The organism is Clostridium aciditolerans (assembly GCF_016316925.1).
GTDB classification, from domain to species: Bacteria; Bacillota; Clostridia; order Clostridiales; family Clostridiaceae; genus Clostridium_AM; species Clostridium_AM aciditolerans.
In genome coordinates this window covers 104,347-124,341 of sequence record NZ_JAEEGB010000005.1, presented here as the reverse complement: position 1 = coordinate 124,341, position 19,995 = coordinate 104,347, and the positions used below count along the sequence as shown (strand labels likewise).

Below are 19,995 nucleotides of genomic sequence, written 5' to 3'. Positions count from 1 at the left end.
CTATGAAAAATTTCAATAAAGTAGATGAGCTTATACTAGCGGTGGAAGAAACTATAAATAATCCTGTAAAAGTTAATAGAAACTCAGATTTATTTGTAGGTGTAGATCTTGGTACTGCTTATATCGTAGTTGTTGTTTTAGATAAAGACAAAAAACCAATAGCCTGTGAAATGGAGTTTGCTCAAGTTGTAAGGGATGGACTAGTAGTTGATTATATAGGAGCTACAAACATTGTTAGAAAGCTTAAGGCAAATATTGAAAGAAAATTAGGAGTTGAACTTACTAAAGCAGCTATAGCTATTCCACCTGGTACAGATGAAAGAGATGTAAAAACTCATAACTATGTAGTAGAGGGAGCGGGCATGGAAGTAGTAGCAGTCTTAGATGAACCTACTGCAGCAAATGCAGTGCTTGGAATTGAAAATGGTGTTGTAGTAGATGTAGGTGGAGGAACCACAGGCCTTTCTATAATTAAAGATGGTGAAGTTGTATATACTGCGGATGAAGCTACAGGAGGAACCCAGCTATCTCTTGTAGTTGCAGGTGCCTATGGAATACCTTTTGAAGAGGGAGAGAAGCGTAAAAAAGATCCTAAATATTATAATGAAGTTTTTCCTATGGTAACTCCTGTAGTGCAGAAGATTGCATCTATTATAAAATCCCATATAAAAGGATTTAATGTAGATAAAATTTACTTAGTTGGAGGAACTTGTTGTCTGAAAAATATTGAACAAATAATAAAGAAAGAAACAGGCATAGATACAATTAAGCCTGCTAATCCATTTTTAGTTACTCCAGTAGGAATAGCAATTAATTGCTGTAAAAGTTAATTGCATAAGTAAAAGGGGAAGGTAGTATGAACAATGAACAATTAGTTGAGCTTATAACAAAAGAAGTTATAAATAAACTAAAAACTATGTTGATGGATAAAAACATGGCTGCTAAGAAAAAGGTTTTGGTATTAGAACATAAAGAAACTTTATGCAGTGAGCTAACTCTATCACTAGAAAAAAACAATTATATAGTAGATTGCATAGATAATATGGGAGATTTAAGTTCCTATGAAGGTATAATTCTCCAAAATATAAAAAATGGTGAGCTTGCAAATTTAGCTCATGGTATAGAAGGTTCAATTAAAGAAAAAGTAGTCATACAAGCTATATTTAATGGGAATAAGCTATATTCAATGAAAAAAGGTGTAGAGTATAGAAAGTTTGAAGGAACCTCTAATAGATTATTCTTTAATATGTTTAAGGAATATGAAGATAAATTAATGTCCTATGGTATAGAGTTTGTTGGACTAAAAGAACTAATAGAATCTCTTAATAATAAACCTATTTGTTTAGAGGAACCTACCTGCAAAACTTTAGTAAAAAATGATATTGAGACAGTAGAGGTTAAAGAGAATAAAGAAACTTATATAGATTTAACCAACAAAAAACTAGTATCTGAAGTTGAATTAAGAACTATCTTTAACCAGGGAATTAAAGAAGTACTAGTTTCTAAAAAGTCTATAATTACTCCGTTAGCTATGGACTTTGCCAGAGTTAATAGACTTAAAATAAATAAAGGATAAGAAATATAGGAGAAGGAAGGATAGAATAATGATAGTTGGAGAAGTGATAGGTAACTTATGGGCTACAAGGAAAGATGAAAATCTTAGTGGGTTTAAGTTTTTAGTAGTTAGGGTATTAGACTATAAAGGGGAAAGAACTGATAAAATGATAGTTGCAGTAGATAGTGTTGGAGCAGGAATTAGCGATCAAGTGCTAATTGCATCTGGAAGCTCTGCTAGAGTAACTTTAGGGGAGAGAAAAGCACCAGTAGATGCAACTATCGTTGGTATTGTTGATTCACTAGAACTACAAGATTAAACTATAATTCCATCTCCTAAGACATATGAAAGAAAATAACAAGTCATTGTAAAATCTAAGATGAAGAGAGGATAGGCTATATGAGTATAAATGAAATTATAATATATATCATGGTAATATTCATGGTAGTAGGTGTAATAGATAAGATTCTGGGAAACAAATTTGGATACGGTGAAAAGTTTGAAGAAGGAGTTATGGCTATGGGATCCTTAACTCTTGCCATGGTCGGAATTATATCACTTTCACCAGTTTTAGCTAATGTTTTAAAACCAATAGTAGTTCCAGTATATACAGCACTTGGTGCAGATCCATCAATGTTCGCAACTACATTGCTTGCATGTGATATGGGTGGATATCAGTTAGCACAGCAACTTGCAGTAGATAAAAGTATAGCTCCTTTTGCAGGGTTAGTATTAGGTGGAATGATGGGACCTACAATAGTATTTACTATTCCAGTAGCTCTTGGAATAATAGAAAAAAAAGATCAGAAATATTTAGCTAAGGGAGTTCTAGCTGGAATGATTACAATCCCAATAGGATGTTTTGTAGGTGGATTGGTAGCAGGATTATCACCAATAGTTATATTAAAAAACTTAACTCCAATTATAATATTTGCAATATTAATAGCATTAGGATTAAAATTTGCACAAGAAAAAATGATAAAGGGATTTACTTACTTCGGAAAATTTGTTACCGCTATTATAACAATCGGACTTGCAGCAATAATTATTGAAACACTTACTGGAATAGTTGTTATCCCAGGAATGGCTCCAATTAGCACAGGAATCAAAATTGTTGGAGACATAACAATAGTTCTTGCAGGAGCATATCCACTAGTTCACTTTATAACAAAAGTATTCTCAAAACCATTAATGAAGCTTGGTTCATTGCTAGGTATGGGGGAAGTAGCGGCAGCAGGTATGATAGCTACACTTGCTAATAATATCCCTATGTTTGGAATGATGAAAGATATGGACGAAAGAGGAAAAATCATAAACGTTGCTTTTGCAGTAAGTGCTGCCTTTGTATTTGGAGACCACTTAGGCTTTGCAGCAGGGGTTAACAGAGACATGATAACAGCAATGATAGTTGGTAAATTAGTTGGAGGAGCTACAGCAATAGTAGTAGCTTGCCTCATTGCACCTAAAGCAGCAACAGCTAAATTAGACAATTTAGCTACTGAAAGTAACGCTTAAACTTAATATAAAACTAATTATATATAAAAATTGAAGATTATATAAGAAGGAGAGATAACAATGGAAAATATAAATGCACAAGTAATTGAAGAAATAATAAGAAAAATTATAAATGAAAAGTTAGGACAAACTACTCCAGAGTTTGAAAAACATAGAGATGCTAGTGGGATTATGTCTATTAAAACAAGTACTGTAAAACCAGAAAAGTTTGATACAGGAAAAGAAGGAGACAAAGTTTTATTAAAAGATGTTTTAACACTTGAAGAAAGTCCAAGACTTGGCTGCGGAATAATGGAGATGGAAGAAACAAGCTTTGCATGGACCTTAAAATATGACGAAGTAGATTATATAATAGATGGAACATTAGAAATAGACATAGATGGAAGAAAAGTTGTTGGAAACAAAGGAGATATAATTTTCATTCCTAAAAATTCATCAATTCATTTTACCGTTCCAAATTATGCTAGATTTATGTATGTAACTTATCCAGCAAACTGGGCAGAGACAGAATAAAACTAATAAATAAAAACTCATCATTAAGCTAATATGATGAGTTTTTATTTTCAATAATATTAAATATTTGTAGCTTGTATAGTGAAACTAGCTTTCGGTCTAGTACCCCTATGGTGCTTTAAAAATCAAAACGCTCTATAACTACATTCATAATTCCGCCACATACCATGCCTGCTTCTTCTGCAACATCCCCTGTCATATCTATTTTTTCAGTTTGATATGCAATATTGTTTCTAAGCATATAACGAGCAGTATTTATTACTTCCCCTTCGCTGCAGCCGCCTCCAATGCTACCTAAAATCTCACCTTGAGAACCTATAAGCATTTTTGCTCCTTCTTTTCTTGGTACAGAGCCTTTAGCAGAAACAATTGTGATCACTGCCTTTGATGTATTTTCCTCTTTGCTAAGCTTTGTTAATACATCTCTGTCAAACTCAGGCCAGTTGGTTTTTGAAGTTTTCATAAGGCCTGTGCTTCTGTCAACAAGTCTTCTATATTGAATAACTTGAGATATAATGGAAAAGGCTATTTCCTCAGGTGTAACTGCGCCAATCTCAAGGCCTATAGGGGCATTAACTTTATTTAGTTTTTCCTCAGAATAACCTTCACTTAGCAATTGATCCATAACACCTCTAACGCGGCGCTTTGAACCGATCATTCCAACATAGGAAGTATTGTACTTTAATGTTTGTCTAAGACAATCCATGTCATGTCTATGACCTCTAGTTACAATAACAACAAAAGAAGACTCGTTTAAGTTAATGAGATCAAAGCACTTTTCAAAGCTTTCACAAATTACATTTTCAGCATCAGGGAACCTCTGTTTATTTGCAAAGGACGGTCTATCATCAATAACAGTAACTGAAAATCCTGCTTTAGCACCAAATTCAACTAAAGGTTTAGCAATATGCCCACCACCTAAAACTATTAAATTAGGTTCAGGAAAATAGGGTTCAATTAAATATGTTTTTTCCTCAGAAACTTTAATAAATTGAAGATTACCAGTTTCTAAAGCGTATTTAGCTTTTTCATAGATTATTTCATCAAAATTAGATGTTTTACCGTATTCAATTAGACTTTCTTGTGTAAAAAGAATTTTGTTTTGAGAAGAGCTTATATCATTATGAATGTTATCTAATGTTGTAACTACAACTGCTCTTTTTCCATTATTAATTTTCTCTAGCAAGTTTTTATAGATATTTGTTTCCATATTATTTTTCCCCCGTTAAACTATAGTAGTTAAATTATACTATAGTTTAATTTGAAATTATATCTACAACTTCATTATAATTTTTTCTATAAAGCATACGTTGAACATTTAGCTCTAAATTATTACCTGTTCCGATAAATTCTAGGGTTCTAGTGTTTATATTGGAGTTTTTATTAGTATTCTCTGAAGTTGTTTTGTTAAGTTCCACTATTTTCCCATCCATTAGCATATTTACTTTTGTTAAAATTACGTCTGATTCTGAGGCTAATGTAACATAAGTATTTCCATTAGCTTCATATATTTTTCTTATTTCTATATTTTTACCTTCTATATTAATGTTTTCATTTTCCACATCTTTTTTTAACTTAAAATTTTTATTTATAATATGCTCAGAGGTTAAGGCTGAAAATTGAATTTGAAGCTTTTTGAAATTATTTGGCAAAGGATCAAAGTTATACTTAAAGGTAACTCCGTCAATGTTTGAAGCAAGTTCAGCCTGTTGGGTTTCGATAACTTTTCCATCAGCAATTAATTTTATATCTAAGCTGCTAGGTGAAAATTTAATACCACGGATTCTGTCCATAGCTAATTCCATTATATTTTCAACCTTTCCTTTAATTAATGTAGTACTAGGAGAAGCACAAATATATTCAAAACGAAGATTAGTACCATCTGTTTTGATATTTTTATGCAGAAATTTTTTTGTACTGTGTCCCATAGCTTTGTTTTTATCTAATGTAAAAGAAATTCTGCCAGCTTCACTTTGATTATTTTTTTTAGAAACTACATTTAAAACTAAATCTTTATCAAATCTATAAGGGGGTTCAAAGGTAGAAATATACTTTATTTCTGTTCTTGTATCATTGATATTTCCATAAGAACTATCGGACGTATAATCCTTAAATTTTCCCTTTAAGTCTATAAGAGCGGGATCAATTGATGCATTTTCAATATCTCCTTTATGGTTTCTTAGTGTATAAAAGGCTAAAAATTTATTATCATCTAGCATTATTCCATCTAAAGTAAAGGTTAAACCATTTTTAAAGGTGAAGCTCTTACCTATAGTTTGACCTTTTCCTAGCTCATTTAGCTTTTTTAAGTTTGCATCCATTAATTTATCATAGCCTGTAAGTTTTTCAGTATAAAAACCTAAAGTATTAAAATTGTATCCTATTAATATTAAACAAATAAAAATAGCGGCTGCTTTTATTTTAAAACTTCTACTAATTCTTATTTTTTTATTCTTACCATCAAGTGCAGTTCTTAATTTGTTTTCTAAAGCTTCAGGAACTTCTAGTTCATCAAGTTCTAGTTTATTTTTACTCAATAAGTTTTCAATATTATCCACTATTCTTCACCTCTCAAGCTCTCTTTCAGTTTTTTAATACCATTAAATATACGAGATTTTACTGTTCCGACAGGTATATTAAGTATTTTTGCTATGGTTTCATTATCTAAATCTAAGAAATAATGAAGCTTAATTACCTCTTGATACTTTTCTTTTAGATTTGATAAATGCTTCTGTAATATAATTTGTTCATTTTTTTTATCAAAACCTTCCTCATAAGATTCTTCTTTAACAGAAGCTAAGGGAACTATTTTTTTATTTTCTCTCAAAAGTTTTTTACAGCAGTTTACTAAAATGGTTTTGCTCCAGCTGTAAAAAGCATCATGATTCTTTAGTTTGTGTATATTTTCATACAAGATTACAATAGTGTCCTGCAGGGCATCTAAAGCATCTTCTTCATTTTTCATATATAAATAAGCAAGTTTATAAAAACCCTTCTTTTGGGCCATTATAAGCTGCACTAAAGCTTCTTTATCACCTTGTTTTGCCTTTTTGATTAAAACTTCTATATCCATTTAGCACCTCAATTCTATATATAAGAGTATTAACCTGTGGTAAAAGTTCATTTTTTAGGATAAAAATAAAATGTTTTTATTTAAAAATCAAAGGTCGTATTGAAAAACTTCATACGACCTTATTTTGATAAAATTTTATAGATTATTTAGTCCCTTCATTTGAGACTCAAACCATGAAATGACGGATTCTTTTTCTTTATTTATTGGAGCAATCTGATCCCATAAGTCTTCAAAATAGTTTTTAAAAGTGTTTACTATATTAGGCTCAGAAATTGATACCCAGGATTTATTGATAATCCTTTTATTTCTATCAGAATAATTGGTAAGTATAACATTTGAATCCTTTATCATACATGAAAAATTACTTAAGGTTCTTAGGTTAGAACTATCTAACAATCCAATGTTGTAGTTATCATATCTTTTTAACATATATATAATGTTTTCAAAAAGCTTAAGTATATGAGAAGGTTCAATTTGAGTTAAAGGACTTTTGCTGAGTTTAATAAGATTTTCAATAAAGACTTTTGAATATATGTCAAGAAACTTGTAATTTTTAATTTGCTTATCGAAAGCTTTTTTCATTCTTTTATATTGATAATCTCTTTTAAAAATCTTCTTATCGGACATTTTCTCTTTAGTTGAGAATGAAAACTTTTCTACAAGTTCTAATGGAATCATTATATAATTTAAAGAGAAATTAAAGGTGAATCTGTCACCGCTTAACTCCTCGTAATTTGCAATTTCAGTTAACAAACCAATATTTTGTTCAGCAAATCTATTAGTTATCAAAGGTTTGGTATAATTAATACAAAGGTCAAGGGCACCTTTTAAAGCACTTAATGCTTGTTCATCTCTAATAAGAAAAGCAGAGTCAATTCTATCAGCATTTTCACTGCACAAACATACTAAAATACCAATTGAAGGAATCATAATAAATTCTCTAAGCTTTATTATAGAATCATATTTATTTAAATGATAGGGATGATATTTTTTAGACATTATGTTTACTAGAAATTCATTTATTATTTTCATATTTCTATTTATATTCTCATTTATGTTCATAAGTTTATTAATAGACCAACCCTTTGCTTGTGTCTCTAATAGGGCATTATGCCATTCAAGACTTGTACTTTCAAAATTAGAAAATGAGTCTAATTCAGTTAGAAATGTTATTAAAATAGGTTCCTTTATGTAATCAGGCTTCTTAGGAAGAGATTTTAAAAGATTTATTCCAGCATTTATTACATTGCTGTGACCTATTATCATTTCAAAATTGCTAATATATCCAGTCTCAGTAAAAGAGCATTGTTGTAAGCATGCAGATTTGTTATCTATCGTATGGCTTGGATAACAAATATTTTTGGTGTGGGAATTATTAACGACAAAGTCTTGATTTGCCATATAATTTATATTAGAAGTTCTTAAATTGTTATTTTTGATCTGTTCATTCTTTGAACTTTGTAGGGATAAAATCAGAAGAATGTGTATGTATTCTTTTATATTGCTAGAGCATTCTATACTAATTGGCAAATTAAACTTACTTATTATATTTATAAGGTTTGTTTTTTGATAGTCATTAAGAATTTTACTGGAAAAGTAATCTGCCATTGCTTTCAAATGATTAGATTCATGGGATACTTTTCTTTTACCTGTCTTCCATCTACTTATTAAAGAAGGATCTACATTGATAGCTTTAGCTAATTTATTACTGCTAATGTCTAAAATATTAAGTAATGTAGAGATACACATACCAAAGTCCCAACTATTCTGCATAAAATCACCTTTACGAATTATTTTGTAAGAGAAGACGTTTTTTATTAATTATAAAGGAAAGTTATGTATATATCAACTAAATGCAATTTGACTAATTGACTTGCAAAAAGTCAATGACATTTTATTGACATTTAACACTTATTTATTGAACTGAAAAATTTTGTAATTTATAATTTAAAATAGAAGAATAAGTCGAAATATAGGAATATAAAAATAATGAAACCAAAAGTTCTGTAGAAAAAATAGACTTGAGGAGCTGATTATATAATATGATGACGACAACAGAAGTAAAAACGTTTAAAATGATTGCGGAAATGCAGATTGATCAAATTTCAGGAGGTGCTATATATTTCTTGGCAGAAGGAGATAGAATTGTTTGGAGTTTAGCTTCTGATAATTTTAGAATTAAGGCACTTGAAGTTGGACAAAAACTTAATACTCAAAGTTGTACATTAAAGGCTATTAATGAAAAAAAAACATTAACAATGAAAATTCCAAGATCAGTATATGGTACACGCATAATTGCTACTTCTATGCCTGTAGTAGATGAAACAGGGGTAGTTTCCGGTGCTGTCACAATAGTATATCCAAGGCTGCATCCAGTTGCTGCTGCATTTGATGAGTTCGCACCTATTCTTTCTGAAATGTTTCCAGAGGGTGTTTTACTGTATGTTACCGATCTACATAAAATAATAAATAGACAAGGATCTAAAGAGTTTGATATTCCAAATGTTACAGTTGGATACGAGCTAAAAGAAAGTGATATTGCATCAAAAACCATAAAAAGTAAGAGTATTTCAGTTGAAGAAGTTGATGCAAACCGATATGGAGTGCCAGTATTAATTTTAAACCATCCGATGTTTGATGAAGACAATGCAGATGTGGTTGTTGGTACTTTTGGGATGGTTATACCAAAGGGTGTTGCTTTTCAATTGAGAGAAATGTCAAATAATGTAGACGATAGTTTAGGAGGAGTGTCTGCAGCAATCGAAGAGTTAGCCTCTTCTGCAGCTCAAATTCACAGTAATGAGCGAGAACTTAACACTGCTTTAAAAGAAGTAAATAAGTTTACTGATGAGATAAATACGGTCTTAACATTTATTAGAGAAATTGCTGAAAAAACTAATATGTTAGGCTTAAATGCTGCTATCGAAGCTGCTAGGGCTGGAGATTCAGGTAGAGGTTTCTCAGTAGTTGCAAATGAAATAAGGAAGTTGTCAAGCCAAATAAAAAGTTCTGTGCCTAAGATTAAAAGTTTAACAGAAAACATAAAAAATAAAGTAGATGATACTGGTAAAATAAGTGAAATCACCCTTCAGGCAAGTGAAGAGCAATCTGCTGCTACGGAAGAAATTACTGCAAGTATTGAAGAGATAAGTAGTCTAACAGAAGAGTTGAATAAAATCTCACAAAAACTTTAGCTATAAATTTCTAATAATTCCGTGGTAATAAACTAACTTATCGCTTATTTTCCCAATAAATTTTATATTAGACTTTACTGAGCAGGTGAATTTAAAAATTCATCTGCTTAGTTTATTTCTAATTTTACATAATAAACACTATTAGTTTATTGGGTTTCAATAAATTTTGATAGTGTTTTTGTTATATTTAATGTAGTTGAGAACCTATAATATTAAAATAATTAAATATACGTAGATAACACATTTTTATAAATTTTGGTATAATATTTCTATGCGTTAAGCAGACATCCAAAATTTAAAAAATTAAATAGAGGTATGAAATGAATGACAACGTTCCAAATACTGTAATTGAAAATATAAGTAATTTTATTGAAGAAAAACTTGGATTATATTTTTCTAAAGAAAGATTTAAAGACTTAATAAGAGGAGTATCTTGTGCTGCAAAACAAAAGGACATTGTCTTAGAGAAGTATATTGATTTGATACTTGAAAATAAAATGTCTGAAGAAGATATTAAAATTTTAGCTTCATGTTTAACTATTGGAGAAACTTATTTTTTTAGGGATAAAAGTTTATTTGAAATAATGAAGCAAAAAATACTACCAGACATAATTAATAGTAGAAAGCACCTTAATAAGAGTTTAAAGATTTGGAGTGCAGGCTGTTCTTCTGGTGAGGAAGCATATTCAATAGCAATATTAGTTAAAGAACTTATTCCAGAATATGAAAATTGGAATATAAACATAATTGCTACAGATATAAATTATAAGTCCCTTGATAAGGCTAAAGAAGGTATATATGGAGAGTGGTCTTTTAGAGGGGTAGACTTAAATTTAAAAAATAAGTATTTTGATAAGATTGAAAATACACAGTACAAACTAAAAGACAACGTAATGAAATTGGTAAAGTTTCATAGATTGAACTTAGCAGATTCAAACTATATAGCAGATGGCAAAATTATAAACAATGTTGATATTATATTTTGTAGAAATGTTCTTATGTATTTCAGCAAACCTCAAATTAATCAAATAATAAACCGATTTTATAACATTATTATAAATGGAGGATGGTTAGTTGTAGCTCCTACTGAAAGTATGTTTGTCAATAATACTGCTTTTAAACCTGTTAACATTAATAATATGTTTTTATTTAACAAAAATATAGGACAAGATAACCCAGTTAAAAATCAGGATAATTACAGTAGGTTAAGAGGCTTTTCAATAGAAAAGGAAATTAAAACAAACCTTGTACATAAGTCTGTATATAATAAGGATAAACTACTAAGTCCATCTGAATCTTTTATGTCTAATTTTTTTATTATAGAAGAAAAAAGCTCAAATGAATTACCTAGGAAAGAGACAGTTATCACAGAAGACTTCGAATTGTTATGTCGTTCTTCTGCAAATGAAGGTAATTTTGAAGAGGCTCTTAAATGGTGCGAAAAAGCTATTTCATCAGATAAAATAAACCCTTACTATTATTACCTTCTTGCAAGTATCCAGCAAGAGCAGGGAAATATTGATGAAGCAATTATATCTTTAAAGAAATCAATCTATTTAGATTCAGATTTTATTATGGCTTATTTTAATCTAGGCAATCTAAAATTAAAACAGGGAAAATATAAGGAGGCATATAAAAATTTTGAAAATGCAGTTATGCTTCTTAATAAGTTAAGTGAAGAAGATATAGTACCATATTCTGAAGAGATGACGGTGGGAATGCTAAAACAAATTATTAGTAATATAGAACTTCAGGGAGAATTTATATGAATAGATATGATAGTGAAGAGATGGCTGAAAGCATAGAAATTATTGAGTTTTTACTAAATAATAATAAATCTAGTGAAAAGTATGCAATTGAAGTTTTATATGTAAGTGAAGTACATTCTGTAAGAAAGGTTACTATGCTTCCCTGTACTCCAGCCTTTATAATAGGTATCATAAATTTTAGGGGAAAAATAATATCTGTAGTTGATATTAGAAACTTCTTAGGATTTTCAGAAGAAACCATTGATGTAGAGAATGTAAAGAAGGTTATTGTAGTAAAATTAAATGATATAGAGATTGGTATAGCAGCAGATGCTATTTTAGGCTGTGATAAAATTTGCACATCAGGAATACAGAAAAATGCTTTACCATCAATAAATTTTAAAAATAGCCATATTAAGGGACTAACGAAGGGAAGAAGCATTATTCTAGATATTAAAAATATAATGATGGACGAAAAAATCATTGTTAATGAAGAAGTGGTTTAATAGTTTTAAGGAGGTTAAAGTCCTAAATGAACTTTAACGGGCAACTTGTGAGCGGAAGCGAAAATCTTAAGTTACCCAGTGTGACCACTAAAAGGAGGATATATAAACATGAAAAAATTAAGTTGGTTTAAGGGTTTACGAGGAAAGATAACTATATATTTTTTAATACTTTCTATTATACCATCTATAACTATAGGTGGCTTAAGTTATGCTAGCTCAAAAAAATCCTTAGAGAAAGATGCCCAGTCTCAATTGGCTTTTGTAAGAGATTCAAAGAAAAAGGAGATAGAAGATTACCTGAAATCTGGTTTAAATAAAACCTCTTACATGGCACAAGAGCCAATGACTATAGAGGCTATGGTAGAGTTTAGTCATACAACAGATCTTGAAAGCAGTACATATAATAGCGTATATCAAAAATATAATCCTAAATTTGTTAATTTCATTAATAAATTAGAGAATGGAGATGTACTTCTTGCAGATACTAAAACCGGTACTATACTGTATTCCACACTTAAAGAAAGTGATTATGGTACGAGCTTAATAACTGGCCCTTACAAGAATACAAATGCTGCAAAGGCTTTTGAAGCAGCTAAAAATAGCAATGATAAAAATTTTGCCACTATCACAGATTATGAACTTTATGCTCCTTCAAATAATAAGCCAACGGCATTTATAGCAGCTCCAATTTTTAAAGGAGATGAAAAAGTTGGTATTCTTATTTTTAAGCTAGGCACAAGTAAAATAGACCAAATTGTTTCTAATAATAATAAGTGGGAATCATTAAACCTTGGGCAAAGTGGAGAAGTAGTTTTAGTTGGACAAGACTATAAGGTAAGAAATAACACTAGATTTTTAAGTGACGAGAAAGACGAAAAGATAAAGGCCGCTAATAATACAACTCTATTGAAAGAAATAAGGACAACAGGAACGGAAGACGTACTGAAAGGTAATACAAATATTAGTACATACATAGATTACCATAATATAAAATCTATTGTTGCATATGCACCATTAAATGTGGACAATTTGAAATGGGGCATATTAGTTAAGATAGATTGCGATGAGGCATTTCAATCAGTAGATAAATTACAGAGCCTAATGCTAATTATCTTAGTAGCCACAATAATTGCTATAATAGCTTTTTCTATTATTTTATCTTCAAACATTGCAGTACCTATGGTAAAAATGTCAAAGGCTGCGGAGCAGATAGCTAAAGGAGATCTGACAGTAGAGCTTCCTGAAGGAAAACGTTCAGATGAAATAGGAATTTTAATGAACTCTATTAACCATATGCTTCATGCTCTTAGAGAGCAGACAAAGGAAATTATCAATGTTGTAAATGTACTTTCATCTGCTGTAAGCGAAATCACAGTTTCACTTACCCAAGTAACTTCAGGAGCAGCAGAAACTTCTTCGGCTGTTAGCGAAACAACTGCAACCGTTGAGGAAGTCAAACAAACTGTATATTTATCAAGCGAGAAAACTAAAAATGTTTCAATCAGTGCAAAACAATCTCTTGAAGTGTCTAAATCAGGAAATAAAGCGACAGAAGATACTTTAGAAGGAATGAGAATTATTAATAATCAGATGCAGGAGATTGCAGATAGCATAATAGCCTTAAGTGAACAAACTCAAAACATAAGCGAACTTATAGAAAGTGTTGACAATATATCAGAACAATCAAATATTCTTGCAGTAAATGCTTCAATAGAAGCAGCTAAAGCAGGAGAGATGGGTAAAGGGTTCTCAATAGTAGCTCAGGAAATTAAAAACCTGGCAGAGCAGTCAAAGCAAGGCACGAAGCAAGTAAGAAGCATATTGAAGGATATACAAAAGGCTACTAATACGGCGGTTATGACAACAGAAAAAGGAATAAAATTAGTAGACATTGGAATGGAACAAGCAAATGAAGCGGGCAATGCTATACACAAGCTTATGAAAAATATAAACTTATCTGCTCAAGCTGCTATTCAAATAGAAGCTTCCAGTCAACAGCAGTTAGTTGGTATGGACCAAGTAGCAATTGCTATGGAAGGTATAAATCAGGCTAGTATTCAAAATGTTGATAGTATGAAGCAATTAGAAGAAGCAGCTCGTGGGCTTCAAGAAATGGGAGATAGACTTAAGCAATTAACAGAAAAGTATAAAGCTTAGAGAAAGAGAGGATAGGAATGAATACAAATGATGCTGAATTTTTAAAGAAGCTTCGATCTACCTTTAAAATAGAGGCTTATGAGCATGTAAAAACTATCTCTTTACTGCTGCTTGAGTTAGAAGATAAACCTACGGAAGAAAATAAAACAGCTATTGAAACTATATACAGAGAGTTTCACAGTCTAAAAGGGGCAGCTAGAGCAGTAAATATTAAAGAAATTGAAATTATCTGTCACACACTTGAAGGCATATTTTCAAGTATAAAAAAAGGGAAGTTAATTTTAAATTTGCAGATGTTTGATATATTTAATTCGGCCTTAGACACTGTAGAAGATATTTTGGCTATGCCTGAAGATAAGATTAAAGATATTTCAAAAATTATTGAAGCTCTCTCTAAAGTTGAGTCAGGAAACTTTGAAAATAAAGGTTTTAAGGAATTTAAAAACAAAGATGTAAGCAATAATGTAGATATAAAAAGTATTTCCGAAGAAATAAAAATAAAAGATGTTGAGATTTCTGAGGCTATAAAAGCAATTGATAAAGTAGAAGATAAAAAAACACAAAATGATGATGTCATAAGAGTCTCAAAAAATAAACTAGATACCCTGTTGGTTCAGGGAGAGGAAATGCTTTATACAAAGCTTTCAGCTGCACAGAGGGCTAGAGAAATTAAAGAAATAAACACATTATTTCAATTATGGAAAAAAGAAAAAAATGACATCTATATTGAAGCATTGGAAAATAATATTGGAGCTTTGATGAAGCTAGCGGAAAATGATGCTAAAACTATAGAAGGAATGATAGATACTTTTATAGAAGATGTAAAAGATATAATGCTTCTTCCTTTTTCATCAATAATAGAAATCTTTCCTAAGATGGTAAGGGATTTATGTAGACAAACTAATAAAGAGATTGAGTTTATAAAAAGTGGGGCAGAGATAGAGGTCGACAGGCGCATACTTGAGGAAATCAAGGACCCACTTATTCATATAATAAGAAATTGCATAGATCATGGAATAGAGAAGTTAGAAGAACGGGAAAAGTTGGGAAAGCTCTTAAAAGGAACAATAAGTTTAAACATTACCCCAATAAGCAGTGACAGGGTAAAAGTTGAAATTTCCGACGATGGAGCAGGAATTGATATTGATAAGGTTAAGGAAAAGGTTGCTAAAGACAAGCTTTTGGCAGAAAAAGAACTTAAGAATATTGAGGATGAAAAGGCTGCGATGCTTATTTTTAAATCAGGAGTCTCTACTAGTGATATAATTACAGATATTTCTGGAAGAGGATTAGGACTTGCTATTGTATATGAAAAAGTACAAAAGCTTGAAGGCACTGTGACTGTAAAAACTCAAAAACAAAAGGGGACTACCTTCACCATAATACTGCCTATAACTATTTCTTCAAATAGAGGAATAATTATAAAAGCGGCTAAAAGCCCTTTTGTAATACCAACTGGAAAAGTTGAAAAGGTCATGAGAATTAAAAAAGAAGAAATAGAAGTGATAGAGAATATGGCTGCAATACTAGTTGATAACTGTATTACCCCTATCTTTAAATTAGAAGATGTACTGGGGCTTAAGAGTAGAGCAGTAGAAGAAGCTTTAAATAATACTATTTCGATTCTAGTCGTAAATCACATGGAAAGAAAAGTAGCTTTCAGCGTTGATGAAATAGTAATGGAGCAGGAAGTATTGGTGAAAAGATTTAATAAACAATTAAAAAGAGTTAGAAATATTTCCGGAGCAACGGTGCTAGGTTCTGGAGAAGTCGTTCCAATATTAGATGTTAAAGATCTGATAAAGTCTTCCCTTAAATATGGTAATAGAGCTTCCAGCTTTACTGATACAAGCTCAAAAGATGAAGTTTTGAAAAAGTCTATTCTTGTGGTAGAGGATTCAATAACCTCAAGAACACTTTTGAAAAATATTTTAGAGAACAATGGATATCTAGTGAAAACTGCTGTTGATGGCTCTCAAGGTTGGAGTTTATTGAAATCTGAACAATTTGATCTTGTAGTTACAGATGTTGAAATGCCTGTGATGGATGGATTCCAGTTAACTAAAAAGATTAGAGAGGATAGTAAAATTTCTGAAATGCCAGTTATCCTTGTAACATCCTTAGAATCTAGAGAAGATAAGGAGAGAGGTGTTGATGTTGGGGCAAGCGCATATATTGTTAAGAATGACTTTCAGCAGGGTAACTTGTTAGAAATTATAAAAAGACTTATATAAATAATGGAGTGTTAGAAGATGATTAAAGTACTTGTTGTTGATGATTCGCCTACTATAAGGGAAATAATGAAAGACATACTGACTTCAGATAAAGATATTGAGGTAATAGGAGTTGCTTCTAATGGTGAAGATGCGGTAAGGTTTATGGAAAAAAATAAACCGGATATTATAACTATGGACATAGACATGCCTAAGATGAATGGCTTTGAAGCAACGAGAAAGATAATGGAAACAACCCCTGTACCTATTGTGATAATAACTGCACTGTTTAATTCTAAAGACATGGATAGAACCTTTCAAGCAATGGAGGCAGGAGCGGTTTCAGTAATTGAAAAACCTACAGCAATAACAGGTGACGATTTTGATAAAGCAGCACAAAATATTGTTCATATGATAAAGCTTATGTCAGAGATAAAGGTGATAAAACGTAAAACTATATATAAAAATAAAAAAGCAGGTCCTTTAGAGAATTATAAGGCTAAGAGCACTTTATCAAGTATAAAAATGGCAGCTATTGGTGTATCTACAGGAGGACCTCCTGTTCTTCAAAGCATATTCTCTAAACTTCCTGCAAACATTAAGATTCCTATACTTGTGGTACAACATATAACGCCTGGCTTTATAGAAGGACTTGTTGATTGGCTTTCTGGAGTTACGGAATATCCTATACATATAGCAGTTCAGGGAGAAAAGGTATTGCCAGGGCATATCTACTTTGCACCAGATGGGTTCCATATGGAGATCAGAGGAGATGGAAAAATATTTTTAAGCGACTCTGAGAAGGAAAATGGATTAAGGCCAGCAGTATCTTGTTTATTCAGATCTATTGCACGTTACTATGGTAAAAATTCTATAGGAATTCTTCTGACAGGTATGGGAAAAGACGGCGCAGAAGAACTAAAGTTGTTAAAGGATATAGGAGCAATTACTGTGGCACAGGATAAAGAGACTTCTATAGTTTACGGTATGCCTGGAGAGGCGGTAAAGCTTGATGCTGCCACATATATTCTTCCACCAGAAAAAATAGCAGAGCTATTTGGAAGGTTGTAACTTTTGTTAGTGTAAATTAAGGAGGCTAATATCAAATATGAACAAAGAAATAGAGATTCTAGTTGTAGAGGATAGCTTAACACAGGCGGAACAACTTAAATTTATATTAGAAAAAAAGGACTATAAAGTAAAAGTTGTAAATGATGGGCTGCAAGCTTTAGAGTATATTGGCAAGTCTATGCCGGATTTGGTTATAACAGATATACTTATGCAAAAGATGGATGGATATGAATTATGCCAAGAAATTAAGGAGGATGATAAGTTAAAGCATATTCCAGTTATATTGCTTACATCATTATCAGACCCTATTGATGTTATAAAAGGACTTAAGGTTAAGGCGGATAATTTCATAACAAAACCATATAATGAACACTTTCTTGTTTCACGTATTCAGCATATGCTTATCAATATTGAATTAAGAAAAAACAGAATTAGTGAAATTGGGATTGAGGTATTTTTTGCAGGAGAAAAGCATTTTATTAATTCAGAGAGAATACAGATTATAGATCTTCTTCTTTCTACCTTTGATAATGCTGTACAAAAAACAAAAGAGCTAGAAGATACAAATAATGAATTAAAAAAGGCCTTTGAAACAATAGGAAGACTTGAAAGAAATTATAGGGCAATTTTAGAAAGCAATACAGACGCATTACTTGTAATTAATGATAATAAGGAAATACTTTATCTTAATCCAGCAGCTAAGAAATTGCTTGGCAAAAACTATGAGGAATTAATAATTAGTATATTGGATTTTGAGCAAATTAAAAAGGGTGTAAAAGAAGTTACAATAAATTATGAAGAGGGCAATCAAGTTATTGGAGAGATGTGTATTTCAGATACGGATTGGGAAGGAAAAGAGGCCTATCTTCTATCTATCAGGGATATTACTGAAAAAGTGCATCTTCGAGAAAAATTAAGAATTCAATCAATTACAGATGAACTTACAACATTATATAATAGAAGAGGTTTCTTAAGCTTAGTTGAACATAAAGTTAACTTTGCAAAGCGTAATAAAAAAGGGATGTTATTATTCTTTGTTGATGTAGATGATATGAAATGTATAAATGACACACTATCTCATAATCATGGAGATTGCGCGTTAGTTGGTGTATCTGATATCTTAAGAGATACTTTTAAAGAAAATGATGTTATTGCAAGAATCGGCGGAGATGAATTTGCAATTTTATCTATGGATGTAAGCGAGCGAGATGTGGAAAAATTTGTAAACAAACTTTTGAATAATCAGAAAGAATATAATGATAAAAGTAATTATCCTTTTAATATATCTATGAGTGTAGGAGCTGCATATTTTGATCCTGAGAATCCAATGAGTATTGGCGAATTAATGGCCAGAGCAGACAGACTAATGTATAAAAATAAAAACTGTAAGGGCAGAGCAGAAGACTATAATAGTTAAGTATCTTTAGTCTACCCTTTTGGTTATTAAGTCTTGAAGATTGGATATAATCACATTCTTTTTATTTAAGGAATTTTTTATAACTTCAATTTCTCTTTTTAACTTAATATTTTTGCTATGTACAATATTTAATTCTTTTTCCAGGCTTTTGATTTCTATTGTTTTGTTTTGTATTATTGAAGTATACATATTGTCAATAGTTTCTTTTCTCTGGAAAAAGGTGCTGCAATATTTTATGAGAGATAATAATAATCTTTTTAGTGTTTTTAAGAATTTTATTATATTTAAATAAATTTTATCCATAGTTAACACCTCCCATAGTATTATTTTATACCTAATTTAACCATTAAGGCAAGGAGCAGAAAAACATGAGTGAAAAAGATGGCTTGCTGTCCAAGCTTATAAGGATATATAATGACTCCAAAAATAGAAAGATAAATAATTTAGACAGCAGAAAAGAAAAACTGAAGTTAAAACTTAAAAGTGAACAGAATGGCTTTAATCAGTTAATAAACGAAAAGGAAAAGCTACAAGAAGAGGATAAAAAGGTTGATTCAGTATTTAATTCACTAGTATCAATATTAAAATCAAGAGGGATAATGTTTGATATAGCAAATAAAAATTTTCAAGTTAGAGAATGGGATAACCTGTATATAAAAAAATTAGATAACTTGTACAGCTTTGTAAATAAAAATGGAGTATGTTTGTATGTGCTTGAGAAAAAGTACTGTGATGTCATGGAGTATATAGTTAAAAACTATTCCTATAGCATTGTAGTTATAAGAAAAAATCCGCACTCTTTAAAGGTGCAGTTAAGAATCGTAGAATAAAAAAATGCGAAGCATTTTTTAGAGGACAGAGGACAATTGACAGAGGACAATGAAGTAGGATTTTTCTACGTTACACTACGAAAAATCTTTGATTATATTTATAAGCCGATGTTTCACATTAGTGAAACGAGCTCAAAAATAAATTAGTTTTCTGACGTAAGGAAGAAAACTCACCTTCACTGTCCACTGTCCTCTGTCAATTG

18 protein-coding genes are annotated in these 19,995 nt (G+C 30.9%); 13 read left to right on the top strand and 5 right to left on the bottom strand.

The features are described 5' to 3' along the window. The first annotated feature begins 2 nt into the window (after window positions 1-2). The 5 genes from eutJ (at window position 3) to I6U51_RS04320 (ending at window position 3,583) form a co-directional block, all read left to right on the top strand. A complete protein-coding gene (eutJ, locus tag I6U51_RS04340; protein WP_211141371.1) occupies window positions 3-830 on the top strand; it encodes an ethanolamine utilization protein EutJ in 828 nt (275 codons plus the stop codon). A gap of 26 nt (window positions 831-856) precedes the next feature. Further along, window positions 857-1,576, top strand: coding sequence for a hypothetical protein (locus tag I6U51_RS04335; protein WP_211141370.1), 720 nt, complete (start codon window positions 857-859; stop codon window positions 1,574-1,576). 28 nt (window positions 1,577-1,604) lie between these two features. Further along, a complete protein-coding gene (locus tag I6U51_RS04330; RefSeq protein ID WP_211141369.1) occupies window positions 1,605-1,874 on the top strand; it encodes a EutN/CcmL family microcompartment protein in 270 nt (89 codons plus the stop codon). Window positions 1,875-1,954: 80 nt separating this feature from the next. Then, complete coding sequence (eutH, locus tag I6U51_RS04325; protein WP_211141368.1) at window positions 1,955-3,070, top strand: ethanolamine utilization protein EutH; 1,116 nt, start codon at window positions 1,955-1,957, stop codon at window positions 3,068-3,070. 60 nt (window positions 3,071-3,130) lie between these two features. Continuing rightward, window positions 3,131-3,583: a cupin domain-containing protein gene (locus I6U51_RS04320; protein ID WP_178910156.1), complete on the top strand. Its 453-nt coding sequence runs from the start codon at window positions 3,131-3,133 to the stop codon at window positions 3,581-3,583. Window positions 3,584-3,701: 118 nt separating this feature from the next. Here I6U51_RS04320 and I6U51_RS04315 read toward each other — a convergent pair whose 3' ends face one another. The 4 genes from I6U51_RS04315 to I6U51_RS04300 form a co-directional block, all read right to left on the bottom strand. Then, the gene (locus tag I6U51_RS04315) at window positions 3,702-4,793 is read right to left on the bottom strand and encodes an XdhC family protein (RefSeq protein WP_211141367.1); all 1,092 of its coding nucleotides are present in this window, start codon (window positions 4,791-4,793) and stop codon (window positions 3,702-3,704) included. A gap of 46 nt (window positions 4,794-4,839) precedes the next feature. Beyond that, complete coding sequence (locus I6U51_RS04310; protein ID WP_211141366.1) at window positions 4,840-6,141, bottom strand: DUF4179 domain-containing protein; 1,302 nt, start codon at window positions 6,139-6,141, stop codon at window positions 4,840-4,842. Beyond that, window positions 6,141-6,656, bottom strand: a complete 516-nt coding sequence (locus tag I6U51_RS04305; protein ID WP_211141365.1) for an RNA polymerase sigma factor — start codon at window positions 6,654-6,656, stop codon at window positions 6,141-6,143. The genes I6U51_RS04310 and I6U51_RS04305 overlap by 1 nt, the downstream gene beginning before the upstream one ends. A gap of 135 nt (window positions 6,657-6,791) precedes the next feature. After that, window positions 6,792-8,429, bottom strand: coding sequence for a helix-turn-helix domain-containing protein (locus tag I6U51_RS04300; RefSeq protein WP_211141364.1), 1,638 nt, complete (start codon window positions 8,427-8,429; stop codon window positions 6,792-6,794). Window positions 8,430-8,698: 269 nt separating this feature from the next. On the opposite strand from I6U51_RS04300, the gene I6U51_RS04295 reads away from it, so the two are divergent. The 7 genes from I6U51_RS04295 (at window position 8,699) to I6U51_RS04265 (ending at window position 18,962) form a co-directional block, all read left to right on the top strand. Beyond that, window positions 8,699-9,850 carry a methyl-accepting chemotaxis protein gene (locus tag I6U51_RS04295; RefSeq protein ID WP_211141363.1) on the top strand — a complete coding sequence of 384 codons (1,152 nt, stop codon included), beginning with the start codon at window positions 8,699-8,701 and terminating at the stop codon, window positions 9,848-9,850. A 320-nt stretch (window positions 9,851-10,170) separates the two neighbouring features. Further along, the gene (locus I6U51_RS04290) at window positions 10,171-11,619 is read left to right on the top strand and encodes a CheR family methyltransferase (protein WP_211141362.1); all 1,449 of its coding nucleotides are present in this window, start codon (window positions 10,171-10,173) and stop codon (window positions 11,617-11,619) included. After that, window positions 11,616-12,104: a chemotaxis protein CheW gene (locus I6U51_RS04285; RefSeq protein WP_211141361.1), complete on the top strand. Its 489-nt coding sequence runs from the start codon at window positions 11,616-11,618 to the stop codon at window positions 12,102-12,104. The genes I6U51_RS04290 and I6U51_RS04285 overlap by 4 nt, the downstream gene beginning before the upstream one ends. Before the next feature lie 108 nt (window positions 12,105-12,212). Beyond that, window positions 12,213-14,261 carry a methyl-accepting chemotaxis protein gene (locus I6U51_RS04280; protein WP_211141360.1) on the top strand — a complete coding sequence of 683 codons (2,049 nt, stop codon included), beginning with the start codon at window positions 12,213-12,215 and terminating at the stop codon, window positions 14,259-14,261. A 17-nt stretch (window positions 14,262-14,278) separates the two neighbouring features. Then, window positions 14,279-16,495: a hybrid sensor histidine kinase/response regulator gene (locus I6U51_RS04275; protein WP_211141359.1), complete on the top strand. Its 2,217-nt coding sequence runs from the start codon at window positions 14,279-14,281 to the stop codon at window positions 16,493-16,495. 18 nt (window positions 16,496-16,513) lie between these two features. Further along, window positions 16,514-17,545, top strand: a complete 1,032-nt coding sequence (gene cheB / locus I6U51_RS04270; RefSeq protein ID WP_211141358.1) for a chemotaxis-specific protein-glutamate methyltransferase CheB — start codon at window positions 16,514-16,516, stop codon at window positions 17,543-17,545. Window positions 17,546-17,582: 37 nt separating this feature from the next. Then, the gene (locus I6U51_RS04265) at window positions 17,583-18,962 is read left to right on the top strand and encodes a diguanylate cyclase domain-containing protein (RefSeq protein ID WP_211141357.1); all 1,380 of its coding nucleotides are present in this window, start codon (window positions 17,583-17,585) and stop codon (window positions 18,960-18,962) included. A gap of 6 nt (window positions 18,963-18,968) precedes the next feature. Here the strand turns inward: I6U51_RS04265 and I6U51_RS04260 are convergent, their stop codons facing one another. After that, complete coding sequence (locus I6U51_RS04260; RefSeq protein WP_211141356.1) at window positions 18,969-19,265, bottom strand: hypothetical protein; 297 nt, start codon at window positions 19,263-19,265, stop codon at window positions 18,969-18,971. Window positions 19,266-19,330: 65 nt separating this feature from the next. Here I6U51_RS04260 and I6U51_RS04255 point away from each other — a divergent pair, with 65 nt between their 5' ends. Beyond that, entirely contained in the window at window positions 19,331-19,792 is a 462-nt protein-coding gene (locus tag I6U51_RS04255; RefSeq protein ID WP_211141355.1) for a hypothetical protein, read from the top strand. Window positions 19,793-19,995 lie beyond the last annotated feature (203 nt).